The sequence below is a fragment of the Pigmentiphaga litoralis genome, assembly GCF_013408655.1.
GTDB lineage: Bacteria > Pseudomonadota > Gammaproteobacteria > Burkholderiales > Burkholderiaceae_B > Pigmentiphaga > Pigmentiphaga litoralis_A.
In genome coordinates this window covers 3,663,435-3,685,043 of the sequence record NZ_JACCBP010000001.1, presented here as the reverse complement: position 1 = coordinate 3,685,043, position 21,609 = coordinate 3,663,435, and the positions used below count along the sequence as shown (strand labels likewise).

Annotated in this window: 22 protein-coding genes; 14 read left to right on the top strand and 8 right to left on the bottom strand. The window is 64.6% G+C overall.

Translation table 11 applies throughout. The annotated features are described in order from the left end of the window. Nucleotides 1-55: 55 nt before the first annotated feature. The 6 genes from HD883_RS16720 to HD883_RS16695 all read right to left on the bottom strand — a co-directional run bounded on the left by HD883_RS16720 (nucleotide 56) and on the right by HD883_RS16695 (nucleotide 7,133). Complete coding sequence (locus HD883_RS16720) at nucleotides 56-1,036, bottom strand: Bug family tripartite tricarboxylate transporter substrate binding protein (RefSeq protein ID WP_179583469.1); 981 nt, start codon at nucleotides 1,034-1,036, stop codon at nucleotides 56-58. A gap of 38 nt (nucleotides 1,037-1,074) precedes the next feature. Further along, nucleotides 1,075-2,277: an FAD-dependent monooxygenase gene (locus HD883_RS16715; RefSeq protein WP_179583470.1), complete on the bottom strand. Its 1,203-nt coding sequence runs from the start codon at nucleotides 2,275-2,277 to the stop codon at nucleotides 1,075-1,077. A 10-nt stretch (nucleotides 2,278-2,287) separates the two neighbouring features. Then, on the bottom strand, nucleotides 2,288-4,003 hold the full coding sequence (locus HD883_RS16710) for an AMP-binding protein (RefSeq protein ID WP_179583471.1): 1,716 nt from the start codon (nucleotides 4,001-4,003) through the stop codon (nucleotides 2,288-2,290). A 25-nt stretch (nucleotides 4,004-4,028) separates the two neighbouring features. Beyond that, complete coding sequence (locus HD883_RS16705) at nucleotides 4,029-4,919, bottom strand: VOC family protein (RefSeq protein WP_373563388.1); 891 nt, start codon at nucleotides 4,917-4,919, stop codon at nucleotides 4,029-4,031. 22 nt (nucleotides 4,920-4,941) lie between these two features. After that, complete coding sequence (locus HD883_RS16700; RefSeq protein WP_179583472.1) at nucleotides 4,942-6,219, bottom strand: alpha/beta hydrolase; 1,278 nt, start codon at nucleotides 6,217-6,219, stop codon at nucleotides 4,942-4,944. Nucleotides 6,220-6,377: 158 nt separating this feature from the next. Next, nucleotides 6,378-7,133, bottom strand: coding sequence for a TetR/AcrR family transcriptional regulator (locus HD883_RS16695; RefSeq protein WP_179583473.1), 756 nt, complete (start codon nucleotides 7,131-7,133; stop codon nucleotides 6,378-6,380). Nucleotides 7,134-7,405: 272 nt separating this feature from the next. Between HD883_RS16695 and HD883_RS16690 the strand changes: the two genes are divergently transcribed. The 14 genes from HD883_RS16690 to HD883_RS16625 all read left to right on the top strand — a co-directional run bounded on the left by HD883_RS16690 (nucleotide 7,406) and on the right by HD883_RS16625 (nucleotide 20,309). After that, complete coding sequence (locus HD883_RS16690; protein WP_179583474.1) at nucleotides 7,406-8,608, top strand: ABC transporter substrate-binding protein; 1,203 nt, start codon at nucleotides 7,406-7,408, stop codon at nucleotides 8,606-8,608. A gap of 42 nt (nucleotides 8,609-8,650) precedes the next feature. Continuing rightward, nucleotides 8,651-9,523, top strand: coding sequence for a branched-chain amino acid ABC transporter permease (locus tag HD883_RS16685; RefSeq protein WP_257022262.1), 873 nt, complete (start codon nucleotides 8,651-8,653; stop codon nucleotides 9,521-9,523). Next, nucleotides 9,520-10,509: a branched-chain amino acid ABC transporter permease gene (locus tag HD883_RS16680; RefSeq protein WP_179583476.1), complete on the top strand. Its 990-nt coding sequence runs from the start codon at nucleotides 9,520-9,522 to the stop codon at nucleotides 10,507-10,509. The genes HD883_RS16685 and HD883_RS16680 overlap by 4 nt, the downstream gene beginning before the upstream one ends. Next, a complete protein-coding gene (locus HD883_RS16675; RefSeq protein ID WP_179583477.1) occupies nucleotides 10,506-11,261 on the top strand; it encodes an ABC transporter ATP-binding protein in 756 nt (251 codons plus the stop codon). Before HD883_RS16680 ends, HD883_RS16675 begins: the two co-directional genes overlap by 4 nt. Next, nucleotides 11,254-11,982 (top strand): ABC transporter ATP-binding protein, encoded by a 729-nt coding sequence (locus HD883_RS16670; RefSeq protein WP_179583478.1) that lies wholly within the window; start codon nucleotides 11,254-11,256, stop codon nucleotides 11,980-11,982. The genes HD883_RS16675 and HD883_RS16670 overlap by 8 nt, the downstream gene beginning before the upstream one ends. 143 nt (nucleotides 11,983-12,125) lie before the next feature. Further along, nucleotides 12,126-13,595: a 4-hydroxyphenylacetate 3-hydroxylase family protein gene (locus tag HD883_RS16665; RefSeq protein ID WP_179583479.1), complete on the top strand. Its 1,470-nt coding sequence runs from the start codon at nucleotides 12,126-12,128 to the stop codon at nucleotides 13,593-13,595. A 30-nt stretch (nucleotides 13,596-13,625) separates the two neighbouring features. Continuing rightward, nucleotides 13,626-14,162, top strand: a complete 537-nt coding sequence (locus HD883_RS16660; protein WP_179583481.1) for a flavin reductase family protein — start codon at nucleotides 13,626-13,628, stop codon at nucleotides 14,160-14,162. A gap of 1 nt (nucleotide 14,163) precedes the next feature. Next, entirely contained in the window at nucleotides 14,164-14,553 is a 390-nt protein-coding gene (locus tag HD883_RS16655) for a cupin domain-containing protein (protein ID WP_179583482.1), read from the top strand. 63 nt (nucleotides 14,554-14,616) lie between these two features. Next, on the top strand, nucleotides 14,617-15,249 hold the full coding sequence (locus HD883_RS16650; protein ID WP_179583483.1) for a MarR family winged helix-turn-helix transcriptional regulator: 633 nt from the start codon (nucleotides 14,617-14,619) through the stop codon (nucleotides 15,247-15,249). Nucleotides 15,250-15,323: 74 nt separating this feature from the next. After that, nucleotides 15,324-16,049 (top strand): DUF2848 domain-containing protein, encoded by a 726-nt coding sequence (locus HD883_RS16645; protein ID WP_179583484.1) that lies wholly within the window; start codon nucleotides 15,324-15,326, stop codon nucleotides 16,047-16,049. 37 nt (nucleotides 16,050-16,086) lie between these two features. Next, a complete protein-coding gene (locus tag HD883_RS16640; protein WP_179583486.1) occupies nucleotides 16,087-17,427 on the top strand; it encodes an amidase in 1,341 nt (446 codons plus the stop codon). A 74-nt stretch (nucleotides 17,428-17,501) separates the two neighbouring features. Next, nucleotides 17,502-17,969: a DUF4126 family protein gene (locus tag HD883_RS16635; protein ID WP_257022261.1), complete on the top strand. Its 468-nt coding sequence runs from the start codon at nucleotides 17,502-17,504 to the stop codon at nucleotides 17,967-17,969. Next, nucleotides 17,966-19,342: an FAD-containing oxidoreductase gene (locus HD883_RS16630; RefSeq protein WP_179583487.1), complete on the top strand. Its 1,377-nt coding sequence runs from the start codon at nucleotides 17,966-17,968 to the stop codon at nucleotides 19,340-19,342. Before HD883_RS16635 ends, HD883_RS16630 begins: the two co-directional genes overlap by 4 nt. Nucleotides 19,343-19,349: 7 nt before the next feature. Then, on the top strand, nucleotides 19,350-20,309 hold the full coding sequence (locus HD883_RS16625; protein WP_179583488.1) for a LysR family transcriptional regulator: 960 nt from the start codon (nucleotides 19,350-19,352) through the stop codon (nucleotides 20,307-20,309). Nucleotides 20,310-20,358: 49 nt separating this feature from the next. Here the strand turns inward: HD883_RS16625 and HD883_RS16620 are convergent, their stop codons facing one another. After that, nucleotides 20,359-20,571 (bottom strand): hypothetical protein, encoded by a 213-nt coding sequence (locus HD883_RS16620; protein ID WP_179583489.1) that lies wholly within the window; start codon nucleotides 20,569-20,571, stop codon nucleotides 20,359-20,361. A gap of 3 nt (nucleotides 20,572-20,574) precedes the next feature. Continuing rightward, a complete protein-coding gene (locus HD883_RS16615; protein ID WP_179583490.1) occupies nucleotides 20,575-21,555 on the bottom strand; it encodes a Bug family tripartite tricarboxylate transporter substrate binding protein in 981 nt (326 codons plus the stop codon). Nucleotides 21,556-21,609 lie beyond the last annotated feature (54 nt).

Here is a 21,609-nt window from a genome sequence, read left to right as displayed (position 1 = left end):
CCTGACGCCCGTCACGCGGCAGACTTGCCGCATGCCGGCGTCTGCCTGAGCGTGCTCAATCCAGCGTGATGCCCGATTCCGCCACGATCTTTGCAAAACGGGTCGAGTCCGCGGCGGCTGCCTTGGTGATGTCGGCCGGGGTGCCGCGCCAGGATTCAAAGCCGAAGTTGGCCATCCGCGCCAGCACGTCCGGCTCGGCCAGCGCCTGGTTCACGCCGGCGTTGATCTTGTCGACCGCCGCCTTCGGCATGCCGCGCGGGCCGAACAACGCCACCCAGGTTTTCAGTTCGAAGTTGGCCGGGCCGCCGGCTTCGCTGACGGTCGGGATGTCGCCATACTCGGCCAGCCGCTTGGGCGCAGCCAGGGCCAGCAGCTTGACCTTCTTGGCCTTGTACAGCGGCCCCGCCGTGGCGGCGCTGCCGAAGGCCCAACCCACTTCCCCATTGGCCACCGCGGTGTAGAGCTGCGGCAGTTCCTTGAATGGCACGTGCGTCATCCGTGCGCCGGTGGCCGTTTCCAGCATGGCGCTGCCCACGTGCGCCACGCTGCCGATGCCCCAGGTGCCATAGGTCATTTTGCCTGGACTGGCCTTGGCGGCGGCGACCAGGTCCGCCACCGAATTCCACGGTGAATTGGCGGGGACCACGATAAAGAAATGCGTCCAGTACAGCGGCGCCACGGGTTCGAAATCTTTCGCGGGATCAAAGGGCAACTGCTTGTACAGATGCGGCTGCAAGGCCATGTGGGTGTTGTCCACTTCAAGCAGGGTGTAGCCGTCGGCTGCCGCCCGTTTCACCGATTCGATCGCCAGCCAGCCATTGGCGCCAGGCTTGTTTTCGATCACCACTTGCATGCCCGCCGACTGGCTGAGCTTTTCGCCGACATGGCGCAGCACCGCATCGGGACCGCTGCCGGCCGAGTACGGCAGGACAGCGCGAATGGAACGGCTGGGGTAGGCCTGCTGGGCGGCGGCGGGTTGCAGTCCCGACGCGACAAGCAGGCAGGCGGCGGCAAGGCCGCGCAGGCTGAAGGTCATGGTGGTCTCCGGAATTATTGTGGTGTGGGGTAGGACGATCAGGACACCGGCAGGGCGTCCGCAGGAGCGGCCGTGGCAGGTGCGGTCGGTGCGGCAGGTACGGCGGGCATGTCGCCGGCCTGGGCTTCCCAGGCGCGGGTAAAGTGGGGATCGCGCTGGCGCAGATCATCGTGACTGACCTGCCCGGTGCGGCGCATGTAGTCGTAGGCGAAAGCCACCGGGTCCAGCGGCAACTTGTCGGCCACGTTTTCGTACCAGTCCAGGCTGCGTGCGGCCGCCTGCTGGAAGCTGGATGACGCCGGGCGGCGGGTCGCCTCGAAGGCCGCAAAGGCGGCGGGCACGTCACCCGGATGCGCCACCAGCCCGCGATGCAGGGCGATCGCATCCTGCATGGCCATGCGCGTACCGGACCCGAGCGAGAAGTGCACGGTGCGCAGGGCATCGCCCAACAGCACGATGTTGCGATGGGTCCAGCGTTCATTGCGCACGATGTTCGCCTCGAACCAGAGCGAACGGTTGGTCAGCAGTTCGTTGCTGCCCAGGTCGGCGCGGAACACGTCCGCGCAATAGTCGCGGCTGGCCTCTTCACTGGCCTGGTCGAGCCCTGCCCGGCGCCACGTATCGGGGTCGACCTCGACCAGAAACGTGCTCAGGTCCGGACTGTATTGGTAGGCATGGGCGATGAAGACGCCCGCCGGGGTGTCGCGAAAGATGAGCGATACCGGATGAAAGCGCTGATGCGTGCCGTACCACGCGAACTTGTTGCGGCGCTTGTCGAAGGTCGGCTGGAAATGATCCGCATACTGAGTACGCACCGCGCTGTTGCCCCCGTCGCTGGCGATCAGCAGGTCGCAGTCGGCCGCCAGCGCATCCACGTCGGTGATCCGTTTGCCATACTCGATGCGCACCCCTTCAGCTTCGCAGGCCTGCGACAGCACGTTGAGCATGTCGATGCGCGCGGTGCGCGAGAAGTGGTTGCCGTGCAATTGCACATGCGTGCCCCGGTGCACCACTTCCATGTAGTCGCACCGTTCGTGGCGGGCAATGAAGTGTTCGAAGAACACGGGGTCGGCGTCCTTCAGGAAAGCCAGGCCGACGTCCGAGAACACGACGCCCCACCCGTAGGTCGCGCCGCGCGCATTCTGCTCGAAGATCCGGATGTCGTGCGACGGGTCGTGTTTCTTGGCGAGCAGGGCAAAGTACAGGCCGGCCGGGCCGGCGCCGATGATGGTGATTTTCATGCGGGCACCTTCAGGTCGTGAGTGCGGTGGGGGGAGCGGCCACCGGGACGGCGGCGGCGGATGACGAGGCCGTTTCCGATTCCAGCAACGCTGCAATGCGGGCCTTGAGCGCGGGCTTGTCCACCTTGCCAACGCGGGTCAGCGGAAAGGCATCAATGATCTCGATGCGTTCGGGGCATTTGTATCTGGCCAGCCCCTGCGCGACCAGGAAGGCGCCCAGTGTCTTGACGTCGGGCGCCGCGTGGCCCGGCCGCAGCACGACATAGACGCAGCCCTTTTCGCCGTAGAAGGCGTCCGGCATGGGCACCAGCTTGGCGTCGGCAATGGCGGGGTGCATGCTGACGAAGCCTTCGACTTCTTCGCAGCCGATCTTTTCGCCACCGCGATTGACGTTGTCGCGCAGGCGGCCTTCGAACGCGTAATAGGTGACGCCGTCAACGATATGGGCGGTCATCATGTCGCCGGTGCGGTAGTAGCCGTCGGACGTGAATGCCTTGGCGTTGGCCTCGGGCGCCTTGTAGAAACCCGGAATGGCCGACGGGCCCTTGAAGCACAGCTCGCCCATCTGCCCGGGTTCGACCGGCGTTTCGGTATCGGGCACGAGCAGGCGCAGGTCATCCAGCGGGCAGCCCGACGCACCTTGCGTGTGGTGGCGCGCAAAGGCGGGCGCATCCGGCCCGCTGCCCAGCAGCAGGCCTTCGGTAATGCCGAACAGGTTGGAGCAGGGCAGGCCCAGATGCGCTTCGAGTTGTTCGGACCGGCTCATGGTGGCGAACAGGCGCAGCGACGCCAGGTCATGGGTGCCCACGTCGCCATACGCCATGATCTGCGGCGCAATGGGGCCGATCGACAAGGCATGCGTCACCCGATGCGTGGCGATCAGTTCCAGCATGCGTGGCACGTCGACCTTGGGCATGAGCACGGTCGTGACCCCCAGTGCCACGGGCGGGATCAGGGCATACAGCTGGCCGGCGTTGTGCAGCAGGGGCAACGACCAGATGACGCGGCTGTCCGCCGTGATGCCATACACCTTGGCCCAGCCGACGGAATGGCCCAGGTATTCGCCATGAAAGCGGGGAATGATCTTGGGCACGCCGGTCGTGCCGCCCGACAATTGGAAGCTGAGCACGTCGCGCGGGCTCAGCCTGAGCTGCGCCAGGCGTTCGCGCGCCGCCGCCAGCGGCATGGTGTCGATCAGCGCGTCGAGCGATGTGTGGTTGCCCGGATCGTTGCCACGCGCAACGATCAGGTGCTGCAGCGACGCGTGCCGTTCGCGCATCTTGCCGGCGAACGCCACCAGGTCGAAGGTCCCGATGTCCGCTTGCACGAAGTAGCCGCGGGCGTCAGATTGTTCGGTCAATTGGCCAATTTCGACTTCGCGATGCTGCGGCACGGAACAGACCGGAATGATGCCGGCCTTGTAGCAGCCCAGCAGGGCCAGCACCGTGTCGATCGTGGTGCCCATCTGGAAGATGGCGCGATCGCCGCTGTGCAAGCCCAGGTGAAGCAGGGCGGCGGCCAGCCGATCGGTTGCCTCGTCCAGCTCGCGAAAGGTCAGGGTGCGTTCATCGCTGATGAAGGACGGTCGATCGGGATACGCGGCGGCGGTGTCGCGTAGCGCGTCGCCCACGGTGCGGCCTTGCCAGGCGCCGGCGGCGACCCAGGTTCTGGCCAACGGTTCATCGGGGTAGACGATCCCTTCAAGGGGATTCTGTATCGGCAACATGGGTGTCTCCTTCCTGATCGTTGCGTCAGGCGGCCAGCGGTACGATCCGCACGACATCGCGGTCGAAGGTTTCGATCGTGCCCTGCAGCCCGCCGGTGAACAGGCCATACCAGACGGCCGGCTTGAGCCCGAGCGCCTTGCGGCGGAATTCGACCGGGGCATCGGCTTCGATCACGGTGTAGTCCGGCCCGCGTTCGACCCGGCAGTCCGGGCGGCTTGCGGCGTCGTCCACCAGCGACGCGAACTCATCGACCCGGGGCACAAAGATGCGGACGGCCTTGCCCTGCGGCAGCGCCTGCCGTGCAGCAACCAGGTCGCCCTTGCGCGCCCAGATGTCGTCGATGTGCGTGACCCGGTCCCCGCGCTGCGCGGCCGCGTCTTCGGCCTGCATCGCGGCGTCCAGCGTCAGCGCGGCGTCCGTTGCGTCGATGGCGTCCAGCGCCCGCAGCTTGCGGGTGAACTCCACGAAGTAGCCATTCGGATCCCGCACATAGATGGACTCGATCACCTCATGCCGGGTCTCGACCGACACCGTCAGGCCATGGCTTTCCAGCCGGGTCTTCCAGGCTTGCAGGGCTTCGGCGCTATCCACCAGCCACGCGGTGTGCGTTGCGTCGGCCACATGATCTTCAGGCAAGGGCGCATGGAACTCACGGCCCGCCATCGATGCTGGCGCGTCCGATCCCAGGTAGTAGAAAAAGGCGATGGTGCTGCCGTGACCGCTATCGAAAAAGAAATGCAGGAAGTCGGGATGCGTGGCCGGCCCCCAGCCGCGCGCCGAGATCACATGCACCAGCGGCAGGCCCAGCTTGTCGCGGTAGAAGGCAATCGTTTCGCGCAGCTTCCAGGTCGGACGCGCCGTGTGGTCGACACCCTGCAACAGCAGGCGGGTCGCCGAAAGATCCATGTAGGACATGCGGAACTCCAATAAGAAGGGCTTACAACGAAGCGGGGAAGGTGGCGCGCAGCCAGTCGGCCAGCAGCCGTCCGGCCTCGAGCCGGCCCGGCGCTTCGCCTTCCTTGAGCGCTCGTCCGTGGTGGTCACCGCGGATGCGTTCATGGCGTTTGTCGTGCGAACCGATGGCATCCACGATGGCGCGCACGTCACCGGGAAAGCAGGCCTGGTCGCCCGTGTACTCGACCACCAGCACGGGCTGCGTGATGGCCGGAGCCGTCTTGGCCAGCGTGGCGTTCGAGCTGATGCCCGACCACGTCGACAGCCAGCTTTCTGGGGTGCACTGCCGCGCGAAGCCCACCGCGCCATAGTTGGACGCGTAGGGATCACGGCCCCACAGCGACCCGAAGGCGCGGTCCGACGGATCCTTGCTCAAGTCGAAACAGCGCAGGTCGCCATCGGTGCGCCACACGTTGATGATGGGCGTGTGGGCGGCCGCGCGGCGGTCCTCGGGCGACGCATCGGGGCCGGCCGCCTTGACACGCTTGCGCGCGGCCAGGCGGGTGTCGATCAACTGATGCGCCAGCTTGTCGAGCCGTTCGACGCGGCGGCGCTGCGCCACGCGATAGCGTTCGACGAAGTCATCCGTGTACTGAGTGCCTTTGGGGCCACCATAGCCATTGGCCGGCGCGAGCGGATCGAGCGACGCGTCCACCGACAGCGGATCGGCTTCATCCGCGACCGACGGATCGATGCAGTTCATGAGCAGCGCGCCCTGGCCGGGATGCGGCCCGACCAGCACCAGGCCATCCACCTGCGGCATGTCCAGTTCCGCCAGGCCCGTGGAACGGCCACCCGGCGTGCGGGTGATCCGCTCCGCACCCGGCAGGGCGGACTGCTGCGTGTACAGCGCATACAGTCCCGCGCCCCCCGAATTGCCCAGCAACACGATGCGCCGGTAGCCGCGCCGCTTCAGCTCAGCCAGCCCGGCTGCCACGTCGTGCAAGGCGATTTCGTGTTCCAGGCGCAGGTCGTTGCCCACCGACCGCGGCGACTGCGACCAGGCCGCATAGCCCGCGCCGACGATGTCCGGGATCAGGTAATGGCAGGCCATGAATTCACGCGGATGCATGACGCAGACGACGGTGTCGGTGGGTGTGTCCGGCGTGTACAGCGACCCGCCAGTGGCCGCGCCATCATCGGTGCGCAGCACGACGTTTGTGGTTGTCACGCCGTCGGGCAGACCGCGCGGATTCCAGTCAGTGTTGAGCAGGCCGGCGGTGGCCTGCGCGGCGGGGGTGGACGTGTCTTGGGAGGTCATGATCGACAGCCGGCATGCGGCGCCCGTGATTGAACTGGAGTCAATCATAGGCTCGTTTTGACACTTGTGTGAATTAATTTACGTTAGTGTCAACCCGAATAGGGCGGGTGCGGAGGCGGTCGTCCTGGCAGGCGGCCGGCCCCGTCGATCAAACGCCGTCAGCGGCGTCGCGTGCTGGCGTCCACCTGCTCGGCCAACCGGGCCAAGCCTTCCTGCAGCATCCCGATCGACTCCGCCATGGTGGCCGGTGGCGGCGGCCGCCCATCGTCTCGCAGCAGCGACCGCATCGCGAATTCCGCCAGCGACTTGGCCACGTCTTCGGCCGGCATCCCGGCATCGGGCTTGAACCACCACGCCGACCAATTGCACATGCCCAGAATCGCAAACGCCGCGACCCGCGCATCCGGCGCCCGGAAGTCGCCACTGGCCACGCCCCGTTCGATCACGTCGACAAAGTGTTCGAGCAACGCGCGCCGCGCCGCCTGGGCCGCAGCCCGCCGTTCCGCCGGCAGGTCCTTTTCGCTGCGCTCCACCACGCGGAACTGCAGGGTATGCGTCAGGATCAGCGTGGCGTGCTGGATGACCAGCTGGCGCAGCGCTGCTTCGGGCGGCATGCCATCGCGCACCGACACCGAACTGGCCAGCGCGCTCGCCGCCTCGGTCACGTCCTCGGTCAGTGCTTCAAGGATCGCTTCCTTGCTGCGGAAGTAGTAGTAGAGCGCCGTGCGGCTGACACCCAGCACATCGGCAATGTCATTCAGGTTGGTGCCGCCGAACCCCTTCTCGATGAAGAGGCGCGAGGCGGCATCCAGGATGGATTGGCGCTGCAGTTCACTGCGGGGGCTGGCGCGGCGCGCGGTGGGTTCACGTTTCGGTCCCGACGTCGGGGGTGGCGCAGGGGTATGTGGGCTCATGGTCTGAACAAGCGAAATGACAGGACGGAACAGGCACGCGGCAGCGTACCCGGCACAGAGCTTACGCCATGTCGTCCGTCGCGAAAGCGCGGATGCGCCGGGACCTTGTCGAGCTCTCAGTGCTTTCCCTGAAAACCGGCGATCCGGTCGAATTCTTCTGGCACGAAAATAGCTTTGTCACTAAGCTTTCTACGTAAATTAGAACGCTATGGTGCATCCCTGTGGATGCGCTGCTCTCGAATGAACCAACCTAGTGCATGAGGAGTGCGGAAATGTCTAAATGGTCACGATTGGGATTCGTTTTTGGTGCAGGCGTGCTGAGCCTCGCGGCGACGGCTTCCAGCATGGCGGCGGACAAGACGGTCAAGGTCGGATTGGTCGTCGGTCTGACGGGAGCGGGTGCAGACATCGGGGAAAGCATGGCGCGTGGCGCTGACCTGTACGTCGCGCTTCACAAGAAGGATCTTCCGGCGGGTGTGAATGTGGAGTTGATCAAGCGTGACGACGGCAGCAATCCCGACCGCACCAAGCGGCTGGCGCAGGAACTGGTGGTGCGGGACAAAGTGCAGTTGCTGGCTGGCGTCACGCTGAGTCCCCAGGCATTGACGATCGCTCCGATTTCTACCGAAGCCAAAGTGCCGACCATCATCATGAACGCGACCACGGGGTCCTTGACCCGGTCATCGCCGTACTTCGTCAGAATGTCGTATGCCAATTGGCAGATGGCCTACACGGTGGGCGCCTGGGCCGCCAAGAACAACATCAACAGTGCGTACACCCTGGTCGCGGATTACGCGGCTGGCCACGACATGGAGGCGGGTTTCAAGCGCGGCTTCGAAGACAACGGCGGCAAGCTGGTCGGCTCGGACCGCACGCCCATGGCAACGACCGACTACCTGCCCGCGATGGCGCGCATCAAGGCCGCCGCGCCGAAGTCGCTTTTCGTGTTCACCTTGAGCGGCGCACCGAGCATCGCGACCATGAAGGCGTTCCGCGACTCGGGACTGCAGGACGCTGGCGTGCAGTTGCTCAGCACCGCGCAGAACGTGTCTGACCAGCAGTTGCCGCAAACCGGTCCGTCGTCCGTCGGCATGATCAACAGCGCCGTCTACATCGCTACGGATTCCCGCCCAAGCGCCCAGGCATTCCTGAGCGCCTTCAAGAAGGCCTACGGCCAGGACGCCTACCCGGACCTGCCCGCCGTTGCGGCCTGGAACGGCATGGAAGCCGTCTACGGAATCATCAAGAAGCATGGCGCGACGTTCACGTCCGAGCAAGCCATGGACGTGCTCAAGAACTGGAAGTCTTCCAACACGCCGGCAGGATCGATCTCGATCGATCCGGAAACGCGTGACATCGTCCATGACGTCAGCATGGCGCGCATCCAGAAGGTGGGCGACCGGTACGAGAACGTGGTGTTCGACGTGGTCAAGGACGTCAAGGATCCGTGGAAAGCCGTGAATCCGGAGAAGTGAAGGTCAACGCCTGATTCCCTGCATCGATAAAAGGACGAGAGCTTGGACGCCTTAACTATCTTGGTCAGTATCGCTTTCAGCGGCACGGCCTACGCCATGGTGCTCTATATGACGTCGGTCGGCCTGTCGGTCACGATGGGATTGCTGGGTGTCGCCAACCTGGCGCACGGTGCGTTCGCCGTTGCCGGCGGCTACTTCCTGGTGATGATCATGGACCGCCTGTCGGTGCCGTTCGGGTTCGCGGTCATCCTGGCGTGCCTGGCGGTCGGCGTGGTCAGTCTCGTCCTGGAGCGCCTGCTGTACACACGCATCTATCGCGCGACAGAGCTGGACCAGGTGGTGCTCAGCATGGGGTTGATCTTCATCACGACGGCGGTCGCCCATCTGGCCTTTGGGGCGCAGCCCGTCAGGGTCATGGTCCCCGCCGCAATATCGGGCCAGCTCTCCCCAGGCGCGGGCTTTTCGTTCCCGATCTATCGGATCTTTCTGATCCTGACCGGAGGCCTGGTGTTTGCCGCACTGTGGCTGACGATCGAAAAGACGCTTGTTGGCGCGCGTATCCGGGCCGCGGTGGATAACCGGGCCATGGCCGAGGCCATCGGCGTGAACAGCAAGCAGCTGTTTGCCGTCGTGTTCGTTCTGGGCAGCGTGCTGGCGGCGCTTGGCGGCGCGCTGGGCGCCGATGTGCTGGCGATCGAGCCGGAATACCCGCTCAAGCATCTCGTCTACTTCCTTATCGTCGTTGCCGTGGGCGGCCTGGGATCGGTCAAAGGCCCGTTCCTGGCTGCGCTGCTGCTTGGTATTGGCGACTCGGCCTGCAAGATCCTGGCACCCGAGTTCGGCGGCATCTTCATCTATGTCGCGTTGTTCCTCATTCTTCTGGCACGGCCTGGCGGCCTCTTCGGGCGCATATGACTCCTCAATCCGCAATCGATCAACTGTTGTCGGCCCGGCGCTTGCGGCCGATCGAAGCCTTGCCCTGGCTGCTTGCGCTGGCAGCGTATGCCTTGCTGCCGCAATACCTTCAGCTGGGTTCGCAGATTCTCATCATGGTGCTGTATGTCCTGTCGTTCGATCTGCTGCTGGGATACGGCGGCATCGTGACGCTGGGCCACGCGGCGTACTTTGGCGCCGGCGCCTACACGGCCGGCCTCCTTGCCCGGTACGGATGGAGCGAGCCGCTGACAGGCCTGCTTGCTGCCGGGCTGGTCGCCGGCCTGCTGGGCACCGTCGCAGGCGCGGTGATCCTGCGGACCAAGGGCCTGGCCTTGCTGATGCTTGGCATGGCCGTCTCGCTGCTATTGCTGGAACTGGCGAACCATGCCACCGGGATCACCGGCGGGGCGGACGGCCTCCAGGGGATGGTGGTCTCGCCCGTGCTGGGGCACTTCGATTTCGACATGTTCGGCAAGACCGCCTATGTGTACAGCCTCGTCGTGCTGGCCCTGGGCTGGATGCTGGTGCGTCACCTGATCAACGCACCCTTTGGCCGGTCGCTGGTCGGCATCCGGCAGAACCCGGCGCGCATGCAGGCCTTGGGCGTGTCGGTGTGGGGACGCCGGCTGACCGCATTCACGATCAGCAGCGCGCTGGCCGGCGTGGCAGGTGCGTTGTCGGCACAGACCAATCAATTCGTGTCGCTGTCCGTGTTCAGCCTTGAGCTGTCCGGCACCGCCATCGTCATGCTGGTGATGGGCGGCGTCGGCCGGATCTATGGAGCCTTTGTGGGCGTGGTCGTCTACATGGTGGCGCAGGACACGTTGTCGAAAGACCAGCCGGCATTCTGGCTGTTCTGGATCGGCCTGCTGCTGCTCGTGCTGGTGCTGTTCAACCGCGGCGGCCTGCTGGGAATGTGCGATGCGGTGCGGCGGCGCATCGCGCGCAAGGGAGACGTGTCATGACCGATGCCGTCATCGAGACACGCGGCTTGTGCCGTCAGTACGGCGCGTTCGTGGCCACCGATCACGTGGACTTTGCGATGAAGGCCGGCGACCGGCGCGCATTGATCGGACCCAACGGGGCAGGCAAGACGACGTTCCTCAATCTGCTGACCGGGCAGGTCATGCCGACCTCGGGAACCGTCTGGTTGAACGGCGAAGACGTCAGCCAGGTGCCCATGCATCGCCGGGTGAAGCGGGGCATTGCCCGCACCTTTCAGCTCAATACCCTGCTCCGCGAGTCGACGGTGCTCGAGAACGTGCAGCTTGCCGTCCTGGAGCATCGCGGGCAAGGCGGAAAGTTGTTCGGTGGCGCCCGCGCCCAGCGCGATGCCGCCGAATCCGCCATGGAGATCCTGGGCAGGCTGGCAATGACGGAACATGCCGGCCGCCGCGTGTCGGAGCTTGCCTATGGCCGTCAGCGTCTTGTCGAAATCGCCATTGCGCTCGCCTTGCAGCCGAAGGTCCTGTTGCTGGACGAGCCCGCGGCGGGCGTGCCGCCTGCCGACTCCCATCTCGTGCTGGATGTCATTGCCGCGCTGCCGGACGCTATCGCCATCCTTATCATCGAACACGACATGAAGCTGGTCTTCCGTTTCGCAGAGCGGATCAATGTGCTGGTGCAAGGGCGGATGTTGATGGAAGGAACGCCTGCCGACATTTCTTCGGACCCCAGGGTTCGCGAGGTGTATTTGGGGAAATCACATCATGGCTGAAGCGATACTCGAGATCCGTGATCTGTCCTCGGGATGGGGCGACACGCAGGTCTTGTCCGGGGTGTCCCTCTCGCTGGCTCACGGCGATGTGCTCGCGATTCTTGGGCGCAATGGGGTAGGAAAAAGTACCTTGCTGTCGACGGTGGTCGGACGGGCCACGCACCGCTCCGGCACGGTCACGCTGGCAGGCCACGGCATCGAAAAGCTGGCCGTCTACGAACGGGCCAAGCGGGGCATAGGCCTCGTGCCGCAGGAGCGCGAAATCTTTCCGTCTTTGTCGGTGCGAGAAAATCTTCTGGTCGCCGCCAAGCCTGCCGCCCACGAGGCCGCGCAGCCTTGGACGCTTGATCGGGTGATCGACCTGATGCCGAGGCTGGGCGAGCGAATCAACAATGGCGGCTCGCAACTGTCGGGGGGCGAGCAGCAGATGCTGAGTATCGGCCGCGCGCTGATGGGGAATCCTTCGCTGCTGCTGCTGGACGAGCCGATGGAGGGCCTGGCCCCCGTGATCATCGATGGCCTGGTCGCCGCCTTGCATCGCCTGCGGGCGGAAAGCAGGCTGGCCATCCTGCTCGTGGAGCAGCACGTTTCGCTTGCCCTGGAATTCACGGACAGGGTGCTGGTGCTGGATCGTGGCATGACGGTCTACGACAACTCGGACGGTCGTTCAAAGCCCGATCGCGAACGCATCGACGCGTTGACCGGCGTCTCGGAAAACTGAAAAAAAACCGAACCGATACCTGCACCGAAAATTTTTCTAAAAAGCTTACCAACTTAGCTAACTTGATAATACACTTGCGATGTGGGGCATCCCCCTTCCGGGCCGCGTCAGACCGCGCATTGCAATCCTCTGGAGTATCCAACATGTTGAAAACTGGTGCCGAGCATCTTGAGTCTTTGCGCGACGGTCGTACGATCTATGTGGGTAACGAGCGGGTGACGGATGTCACGACGCATCCGGCCTTCCGTCAGGGCGCACAATCCATTGCGTCGATCTACGACATGAAGTGCGCGCCCGAGAACCGCGACCGCATGACGTTCGAAGAGGACGGCGAACGCTACAGCGGGTATTTCCTGCGGGCCCGCAACCGGGCCGATCTCGAGTTCCGGCATGGCGTCCATCGTGCGATCGCCGACAAGACCTATGGCATGTTCGGCCGATCGCCCGACCATGTGTCGAGCTTCGTCACCGGCATGAGTCTGAACCCGGGCGTGTTCGGCAAATACGCCAGCAATCTGCTGGCCTATTACGAACACATGCGCAAGACCGACAGCTATGCCGTGTACGCGGTGGTGCCGCCCCAGGCCGCCCGCAACCCCGAGATCTACCAGAAGCTCAATCTGCCGGTGCCCACCTTGCGTGTCGTCCGCGAGGACGACGACGGTGTGGTGATCTCCGGCACGAAGATGCTCGCGACGGGCGCCGCGTACGCCAATGAAATCTGGATCGGCAACCTGATCCCGCTTGCGCCCGACCAGTCCAAGCAGTCCATCACGTGCGTGATTCCGTGCAATGCACCCGGACTGCAACTGTGGTCTCGCAAGCCGCTTGGCCGCGAAGCGACGTCGGATTTTGAAAATCCCCTCAGCTACCGGTTTGACGAGTCCGACAGCATGGTGCTGTGCGACGAGGTCAAGGTGCCTTGGGAAAAGGTCTTCGTTCACGATGATCCTTTGCTGGCGCGCCAGATCTACGTCGACACGGCAGGTCACACCTACGGCAACCATCAGTCGAATGTGCGCTTCCTGTCCAAGCTGCAGCTGATTGTCGGCCTGGCCAGCAAGATCACGAAAGCCTCTGGCGCCGATCAGGTCCCGGCCGTACGCGAGACGCTGGGCAAGCTGGCCGCGTGGGAGGCCACGTTGAGCGGGGTCATCATGGGCCAGATCCAGTCTGCCGAATCCTGGCCCACGGAAGGACATGTCTGCTTCAACCGCCGCTATGTCTATGCCGCGTTGAATTGGTGCACCGAAAACCATTCGGCGATCGTGGATCAACTGCGCGAACTGTGCGGTGGCAGCGTGTTCCAGATGCCGGCCGACATTTCCGTCATGGCCGATCCCGGATTGCGCAACTCGTTCGAGCAGTACTGGGCTACCCCCCAGCTCGCCGCCGTGGATCGCATGAAACTCTACAAGCTGGCGTGGGATCTGACCGGGTCGGAATTTGCCGGCCGCCACCAGCAATACGAAAAGTTCTATGCGGGCGCCTCGTTCGTCGTGCGGAACTACACCTTCATGCATACCGACTGGAAGTTCCTGGAAGGCGTGGCCGACCGGCTTCTGTCGAGTTATGGCGTGCCGGATGCGTACGCAGAGACGCAGGCGAGCTGAGTCATGCAACCCCTTCCTGGAGACGCCATCATGGATAGCCTGTCAGCGCCGCTTCCTCCGATCGATCGCAAAGAGTTCCGGTCTGCCCTGGGGCTGTTTCCCACGGGCGTTGCCGTGGTGACGGCCAATGCGCCAGATGGACTCTCGCGTATCGGCATGACGATCACCTCGTTCAATTCGGTATCCCTTGATCCGCCGCTGGTGCTGTTCTCTATCGGCAAGACGGCGTACAGCCTGCCGACGCTGTGCGACGCGGCGATGTACAGCATCAACATCCTGGGCGCCGAACACCAGCACATCTCTGCCCGGTTTGCGACGTCCAACGGCGACAAGTGGACCGGGACCGACGTCGAACACCACGACGGGCTGCCATTCACGCTGGCCCATTCGATCGTGGCGTTCCAGTGCGTGCCTTACGCACAGCACGATGCGGGCGATCACGTCATCTTCGTCGGCCGGGTCGTCCGTATCCAGCGACGGGGCGGCACGGCGCCGCTCGTGTTCTTTGGGGGGAGCTACGCCGCGCTTCAACCTTCCACCCCGATTTCCAACCATCAGGAGAAATGAAATGGCTGTGACCAAACTCCATCACGAATTCCACAAGATCGACCTGAATGCCCCGGGCTGGCAACTGCCTGAAGGCTACGCGCCGGATTCCGGCGCCCTCGAACTGATCATATCGGGGTCGCTCGACACCGATAACAAGCAAGGCAGCCGCACCCGCATCCTGCGGTTTCCTCCGGGCTTTGCGACGTTCAAGCCGATCGTCCACGACTACTGGGAAGAAGTCTTCATGCTCGAAGGCGACATGACAGTGGGCGCCGATGAAAACGGCGAAGGCGGCAGTTCGTTCGAAGGCTATACCTACGCGGTGCGTCCGCCCGGCGCCTGGCACGGTCCGTTCCGTTCGGTGAATGGCTGCTACCTGCTCGAGTCCCATTACTACGACCCGGCCTGAGTCCATGAAGGCAACGTGAATGAGCGACAATCCGGGACTCATTACCGCCGTCCGGAGTCTTGCATGAATCGTCGCGCAGCCAAGTCTGCCTCCACCGCCACCGCGAAATCGAAGGCGCTCGCACCGAGCGTCTCGTTGCCCGCACTGCTCGACAAGGGGCCCGAACCCGACGGAACGTTTCGCCAGTTGCTCTACGACATCTCCGTGGTCGCCACGCATCTTGAGTCGGCGCGGCAATACCTGGCGGAACGTCTTGGCGTGACCTCGCCGCAATACAACATCGTGATGGTGGTTGCGCGGATGGGAGGGGAAACCGGGGTCAGTGTGAGCGACGTGGCGGCGCGGCTGAACGTGACGGGGGCCTTCGTCACCAATGAGGTGAAGAAGCTCGTCAAGGCGCAACTGATCGTCAAGAAGTCCAATCCGGATGATGGGCGAGGTGTGTTGTTGAGCCTGAGCCCCCACGGGCATGAACAGGTGCGGGCCCTGGAGCCTGACTTGTTGATGGTCAATGACCGCTTGTTCAGCACGGTCTCGCGCGAGGACTTCCTGCACCTGGCCCGGACGGTGGGGTCGCTGATCGACGTGTTCGGTCAAACCGTTGCCGTATTGAAAGCGCTGTCCACCACTGCAAGCGGGTCCATCCCGCTCGCACCAAGCACGCCGCGAAAGGCGCGTGCGACACGACGCAGCTAGCGCCGTCGACTCGTGCGCCGAAGGGACGAATCAACGGCCACGCTGTTGATTTGCACTTCTCTGAAAGGGTAACCATGACCGCCACTCTGCATTTTTCCTGCGAATCCCTGGCATCCGACGGCACGCGCACCAATCGGCTGGTGTCGCTCGAACCCAAACGTTTCGTCATCGCCGGCTGGACCGGCCGCAACGCGGCTGCCATCGAACATCACATCGAAGAACTGGCTGCGCTGGGCGTTCCCCGGCCGTCGACCGTCCCGTTGTATTACCGCGCCGGCAAGGAATCGCTCAGCCAGGCGGCGTCGATTGAAGTGCTTGGGCCGGACAGTTCCGGCGAAGCGGAACCCGTGCTGTTCTTCGCCGAAGGCGAGTGGTGGCTGACCGTGGGTTCCGACCATACCGACCGCCAGGTGGAAAGCTATTCGGTCGCCGTGTCCAAGCAGATGTGCCCGAAGCCCATCGCCACGTCGGCCTGGCGTTGGAGCGACATCCAGGATCGCCAGGACGAGATCGTGCTGGAATCGCGCATTCTGGAAGACGGCGAGTGGGTGGTCTACCAGCAGGGCACGCTGGCTTCGATCCGGCCGCTGGCCTCGCTGCGCGACGGGTTCTTCACCCAGCCCGGGTGCCAGGCCGAAGCCGGCCACTTCCTGTCGTGCGGCACCCTCGGCGCCATTCCCAACGCGGCGGGGCAGGCCATCCGTCCGGCGCAGGCGACAGAACTGACCTTGCGGGATCCGGTGCTGGGCCGGGCCATCACGCATCGGTATGCCGTCGACATTCTTCCCGTGATCGCCTGATCGCACCCCCTTGTTACTTGCCAACCGGACGGACCGCATGGGCGACACCATTGCATCACTCCGCGCGCGCCTTGCGCGTGGAGACACCACTTGCACGCAACTCGTAGGCTCGGTACTGGAGCGGGCGCAAGAGGATTCGGCACGACACGTTTTTACAAGGACCTACGCCGCGGCGGCGCGTGCCGCGGCCGAGCACGCGGATGCCTGCAGGAAAGCAGGCATCGTGCTGCCTGCCCTTGCCGGACTGCCCGTGACGATCAAGGATCTGTATGACGTTGCCGGCGAGCCGACTCAGGCCGGCAGCATCGTCTGCGCGGACGACGCTGCGCCAGCCGACGACGCCGTGGCAGTCGCCAGGTTGCGCGCCAATCATGCGGCCATTATTGGCAAGACCAATATGACCGAGTTCGCGTTTTCCGGGGTCGGCATCAACCCGCACTTCGGAACGCCGCGCAATCCGGCAGACCCGGTCGTTGCACGCATCCCGGGTGGGTCGTCGTCGGGCGGCGCCGTCGCCGTGGCGTTGGGGTTGTCGGTGGCGGGGCTGGGTTCGGATACGGGCGGGTCGATTCGGATTCCCGCAGCCCTGTGCGGCCTGGTCGGCTTCAAGAGCACGCAGTCGCGCGTGCCTCGCACTGGCGCGTTCGAACTTGCGCGTACCCTGGACACGGTGTGTTCGATGACCCGTAGCGTCGCGGATTGCATCACGGTCGATGCGGCCATCGCCGATGTTCCGTTGTCCGTGAAGGCAAGACCGCTGGCCGGGATGCGGTTTGCCATCCCGCAGACCTTGATGTTCGACGGCATCGAGCCGGCGGTGGCCCGTGCATTTGACCGGGCGGTCACGCGGCTGTCCGCGGCAGGCGCCCTGATCGATACGCTTGCCTTTACGGAACTGGCGCAGATCCAGGTCCTTAACGCGCCGGGCGGGTTTTCGGCGGTCGAGGCGTTTGCCGTGCACCACCAGCGCCTGGCCCAGCGGCGGGATGCCTTCGACGCGCGCGTGGCCCAACGCATCGCCACCGGCGCCGTCGCGACAGCCGCCGACTATCTGCGCATGCACGACGCCCGGCAGGACTGGATCCGGCGAGCCGAGGCGGTCCTGCAGTCCTATGACGCCCTGTTGTGCCCGACCGTCCCGATCGTCGCGCCGCCGATCGACGACCTCGTCGCGAGTGATGAGGCCTTTTTCAAGGCCAATGGGCTGTTGCTACGCAATACGTTCGCGATCAATTACCTGGACGGGTGCGCGTTCAGCCTTCCTTGCCACGCACAGGGCGACCTGCCAGTCGGTCTCATGCTATCCGCAGCCCGCGGGTCCGATGACCGATTGGCGGCGGTTGCGCTTGCTGTCGAGCAGGCGTTGCAGGACGCCTGACCGCTCCTCAGGCCGATGGCCGCTCCTTCGATAATCGGCTAATGTCGTGGTTACCCCTTATTCGCGGAGCAGGCATGTTGAATATCTATGTGCTGGCCGGGCTGATCGGCATCGTGTGCGGTCTTCGCGCGATGACGGGTCCGGCCGTGGTCAGCTGGGCGGCCTATCTGGGCCTGCTGCCGGTGGCGGACACCTGGCTCGACTTTCTGAGCTATCCCGCAACGCCCTACATCCTGACCGCGCTGGCCGTGCTCGAGCTGATTGCCGACCAGTTGCCGCAGACGCCGCCGCGCATCGTGCCGGTGCAGTTCGGCACCCGCATCCTGACGGGCGCGGTGTGCGGCGCGGCGCTGGCGTTCGGCGTGGCGCCGATTACCGGCCTGGTGCTGGGCGCGGTGGGCGCGATCATCGGCACGCTGGTGGGCTATACCGTGCGGCGCAAGCTGGTCGCCGCCAATGGCGGGCGCGATTTTCCGGTCGCGCTGGCTGAAGATGTCATTGCGATCGCGGCGGCGATCGGCATCGTGGTGATGGCATCATGAGCCGCGCCTTTGACGCCATCATCATCGGGGCGGGGCAGGCGGGGCCGCCGCTGGCCGGCCGGCTCAGCGCGGCAGGGATGACCGTGGCGGTGGTCGAACGTCACTTGGTGGGCGGCACGTGCGTCAATGATGGCTGCATGCCGACCAAGGCGCTGGTGGCCAGCGCGTATGCCGCCCACATGGCGCGGCGCGCGGCGGACTTTGGCGTGGCGGTCGATGGCGACGTGTCGGTGGACATGACGCGCATTCGCGCGCGCCGCGAGACGATCTCGGGCAACGCCCGCAATGGTGTCGAGAAGTGGCTGGCGGGCATGGAGCACTGCACGCTGTTTCGCGGCCATGCGCGCTTCGAGTCGCCCACGTCGGTACGTGTGGACGATGAGCTGCTGACGTCGGATCGCATCTTCATCAATGTGGGCGCGCGGGCATTGGTGCCGGACATGCCGGGCGTGCATGACGTGCCCACGCTCAACAACACCGGCATCCTGGACCTGGATGTGCTGCCGCCGCATCTGGTGGTGATCGGCGGGAGCTATATCGGGCTGGAATTCGCGCAGATGTATCGCCGCTTCGGCAGCCAGGTGACGGTGGTCGAAAAAGGGCCGCGCCTGGTATCGCGCGAAGACCCGGATGTGTCGGACGCGATCCGCGGCATTCTCGAGGCCGAAGGCATCGACGTGCGCACCGAGGCCGAGTGCATCCATTTCACGCCGCAGGGTGACCAGGTTGAAGTGGGCCTGCATTGCGGGAACGATCCGGCGCTGATGGCCACGCACGTGCTGCTGGCCGTGGGGCGCGTGCCGAATACCGATGACCTCGGGCTGGACGCCGCCGGCATCACTGTCGACAAGCGCGGCTACATCGAGGTCGATGACCAGCTGCGCACCAACGTGCCGGGCATCTGGGCGATGGGCGATTGCAATGGCAAGGGCGCGTTCACGCACACGTCCTACAACGACTTCGAGATCGTGGCCGCCAATCTGCTGGACAACGATCCCCGCAAGGTCAGCGATCGGCTGTCGGTCTATGCCTTGTATATCGATCCGCCGCTGGGCCGCGTGGGCATGAGCGAGACGCAGGCGCGCGCATCGGGCCGCAAGGTGCTGGTCGGCAAACGCCCCATGACACGGGTGGGACGCGCGGTGGAAAAGTCCGAGACCCAGGGCTTCATGAAGGTGGTGGTGGATGCCGAGACGAAGTCCATTCTTGGCGCCGCGATCCTGGGTACAGGTGGGGACGAAGCCATCCACGGCATCATCGACATCATGTCGGCCGGCGCGCCGTACACGACGCTGCAGCGCACGGTGCACATTCATCCCACGGTCTCGGAACTGATCCCGACCGTGCTAGGCGACCTCAAACCGCTGGAGTGATACGCGCATGGCCATCGTCGACGCGCACAAGCTGGACCTGAATCTGCTGCTGGTGTTCGAGGCGCTGTACCTTGAACGCAATGTGACGCGCGCCGGACAGCGCGTCGGGCTGTCGCAGCCATCGATGAGCAATGCGCTGGTCCGCTTGCGCGCGCAGTGCGGCGACGCGCTGTTCGTGCGCACGCCGTCGGGCATGGAGCCCACGCCGTACGCCACGGCGCTGTCGGGCAATGTGCTGCGGGCGCTCGATCTGATGCGCGCCACGTTCGAACAGTCGGCCGCCTTTGATCCGGCCACCGCGCGGCGTACGTTCACGCTGCTGATGTCGGACTTCTCCCAGTTTTTGGTGTTGCCACCGCTGATGGCGCGGCTCAAGCAGGTCGCGCCGCGTGTGCGGCTGGATGTGAGCGCGATGGATCGTGACCAGTACCGCGCCGCGCTGGAAAGCGGCGAAGCCGATCTGGCGGTGGGCCACCTGCAGGAATTGCAGAGCGGCTTCTACCAGACCGGCTTGTTCGTGGACCAGCACGTGTGCGTGATGGGACGCGATTTCCGGATGGCCGGCGACGCCATCACGATGGATGAATATCTGGCCGCCAACCATCTGGTTGTCACCAACAACAAAACCGACCTGCAGATCGACCGCGACCTGGCGCGGCAGGGCCACCGGCGCCGGGTGGCGTTGAGCGTGCCGCGTTACCTGGTGCTGCCGCCGCTGCTGGCGCAGACGGATTTCATCGTGACCGTGACCGAGGCGATTGCCCAGGCGATCGATGATGCGATCGGCGTGCGCTGGTGCCCCTTGCCGTTCCCCACGCCGCTGACGCGTATCCGCCAGTTCTGGCATGCCCGCTATCACCACGACCCGGGCAATAGTTGGCTGCGTCAACAGATTGCCGAACTGCAGATCGGGGCGACCCTGCGCAAGATCGGCAGCCCCTGTCCGCGCTCGGAGCCGGTGTCATGAAGCTGGTGTCATGACCTAGCGCCTTGCCCTAGGTGGGACGACCTTGTCATCATTCCTCCGCCAGCCCCACGATGTCCTGGGCGAACACCGGCTGTTCGACCTCGGATACCGAGTCCGGGTCCGCGGCGTTTTCCAGGGTCTTGCAGATGAGCCACACGCCATCGCGCGGATTTTCCACCAGTTCGACCACGGCGCCTTCGTTGGTTCTAAGGCGGGTACCCGGCGTCAGGTCCACCACGTTCAATGCATTGTGTCCGCTCATCGTTCAGCTTTCCGGTTGGATGTTGGCGCGCCGGGCCACGTCTTTCCAGCGCGTGAGTTCGTCTCGATTGAAGTCCGCATAGGCGGCGCTGTCCTTGACGGCCAGCTGGAAGCCGGCCGTTTCCAGGCGCTGCACGTTCTCGGGCAACTGCGCGCCCTTGACGATGACATCACCCAGTTTTTTCACGATGTCGGGTGGCGTGCCGACCGGCGCGTACGCACCCAGCCAGCTGGTCACCACGAATTCCGGCAGCCCCGATTCGACCATGGTCGGCACGTTGGGCAACGCCTTGCTGCGCTGCGCACTGGTCACCGCCAGCGCGCGCAGCGTGCCGCCCTGCACCAGCGTGTTCACGGTCGGCGCATTGGCAAAGGCAATATGGACGTCGCCATTGCGCAGGCCGGAAATGATCTCGCCACTGGATCGGTAGGGGATGTGCACGAACTGCGTGCCGGCCTGCAGGTTCAGCAGTTCCGACGTGAAGTGGGCCGAGGTGCCCACGCCATTGGTTGCGTAATTCAACTTTCCGGGCCGCGACCTGGCGTACTCGATCAGTTCGGCCACGCTTTGTGCCTTGATGTCCTTGCCCACCACCAGCACGTTCACGAATTCGGCCAGCTGCGCGACCGGAACAAAGTTGGTCTGCGGATTCACCGGCAGGTTCGGGTTCAGGATCACGGGCAGCACCTGCCCGCCGAGGCCGCCCGACAGCAGCACATGGCCATCGTGCGGCTGCTGCAGGATGTACTGCTGCGCCACGGTGCCGGTGCCACCGCCCTTGTTTTCGACGATGGCCGGCTTGCCGTATTCCTTGGTCAGGATCTCGGCAATCAGGCGGGCCGCCAAGTCGGTTACGCCGCCTGGCGGATAGGCCACCACCACCTTCATCATCTTGTTCGGAAAGGCGTCTTGCGCGCCTGCCTTCCCCGCCAGCCCCAAGGCCGAACAGGCAATCCCAAAACGCAATACCTCTCGACGATCCATGCTCGTGACTCCCGGTGCGGTGAGGAGTCTTCAAGGTAGGATTTCGCGCCCTGC

Bases quoted from the DNA above. Each gene is read 5' to 3' on its own strand.
- HD883_RS16695 (WP_179583473.1), bottom strand. From the start codon at position 7,133: ATGAGCCCACATACCCCTGCGCCACCCCCGACGTCGGGACCGAAACGT.
- HD883_RS16665 (WP_179583479.1), top strand. From the start codon at position 12,126: ATGTTGAAAACTGGTGCCGAGCATCTTGAGTCTTTGCGCGACGGTCGT.
- HD883_RS16705 (WP_373563388.1), bottom strand. From the start codon at position 4,919: ATGTCCTACATGGATCTTTCGGCGACCCGCCTGCTGTTGCAGGGTGTC.
- HD883_RS16675 (WP_179583477.1), top strand. From the start codon at position 10,506: ATGACCGATGCCGTCATCGAGACACGCGGCTTGTGCCGTCAGTACGGC.
- HD883_RS16625 (WP_179583488.1), top strand. From the start codon at position 19,350: ATGGCCATCGTCGACGCGCACAAGCTGGACCTGAATCTGCTGCTGGTG.
- HD883_RS16660 (WP_179583481.1), top strand. From the start codon at position 13,626: ATGGATAGCCTGTCAGCGCCGCTTCCTCCGATCGATCGCAAAGAGTTC.
- HD883_RS16635 (WP_257022261.1), top strand. From the start codon at position 17,502: ATGTTGAATATCTATGTGCTGGCCGGGCTGATCGGCATCGTGTGCGGT.
- HD883_RS16640 (WP_179583486.1), top strand. From the start codon at position 16,087: ATGGGCGACACCATTGCATCACTCCGCGCGCGCCTTGCGCGTGGAGAC.
- HD883_RS16655 (WP_179583482.1), top strand. From the start codon at position 14,164: ATGGCTGTGACCAAACTCCATCACGAATTCCACAAGATCGACCTGAAT.
- HD883_RS16645 (WP_179583484.1), top strand. From the start codon at position 15,324: ATGACCGCCACTCTGCATTTTTCCTGCGAATCCCTGGCATCCGACGGC.
- HD883_RS16630 (WP_179583487.1), top strand. From the start codon at position 17,966: ATGAGCCGCGCCTTTGACGCCATCATCATCGGGGCGGGGCAGGCGGGG.
- HD883_RS16620 (WP_179583489.1), bottom strand. From the start codon at position 20,571: ATGAGCGGACACAATGCATTGAACGTGGTGGACCTGACGCCGGGTACC.
- HD883_RS16680 (WP_179583476.1), top strand. From the start codon at position 9,520: ATGACTCCTCAATCCGCAATCGATCAACTGTTGTCGGCCCGGCGCTTG.
- HD883_RS16690 (WP_179583474.1), top strand. From the start codon at position 7,406: ATGTCTAAATGGTCACGATTGGGATTCGTTTTTGGTGCAGGCGTGCTG.
- HD883_RS16715 (WP_179583470.1), bottom strand. From the start codon at position 2,277: ATGAAAATCACCATCATCGGCGCCGGCCCGGCCGGCCTGTACTTTGCC.
- HD883_RS16700 (WP_179583472.1), bottom strand. From the start codon at position 6,219: ATGACCTCCCAAGACACGTCCACCCCCGCCGCGCAGGCCACCGCCGGC.
- HD883_RS16710 (WP_179583471.1), bottom strand. From the start codon at position 4,003: ATGTTGCCGATACAGAATCCCCTTGAAGGGATCGTCTACCCCGATGAA.
- HD883_RS16670 (WP_179583478.1), top strand. From the start codon at position 11,254: ATGGCTGAAGCGATACTCGAGATCCGTGATCTGTCCTCGGGATGGGGC.
- HD883_RS16650 (WP_179583483.1), top strand. From the start codon at position 14,617: ATGAATCGTCGCGCAGCCAAGTCTGCCTCCACCGCCACCGCGAAATCG.
- HD883_RS16615 (WP_179583490.1), bottom strand. From the start codon at position 21,555: ATGGATCGTCGAGAGGTATTGCGTTTTGGGATTGCCTGTTCGGCCTTG.
- HD883_RS16720 (WP_179583469.1), bottom strand. From the start codon at position 1,036: ATGACCTTCAGCCTGCGCGGCCTTGCCGCCGCCTGCCTGCTTGTCGCG.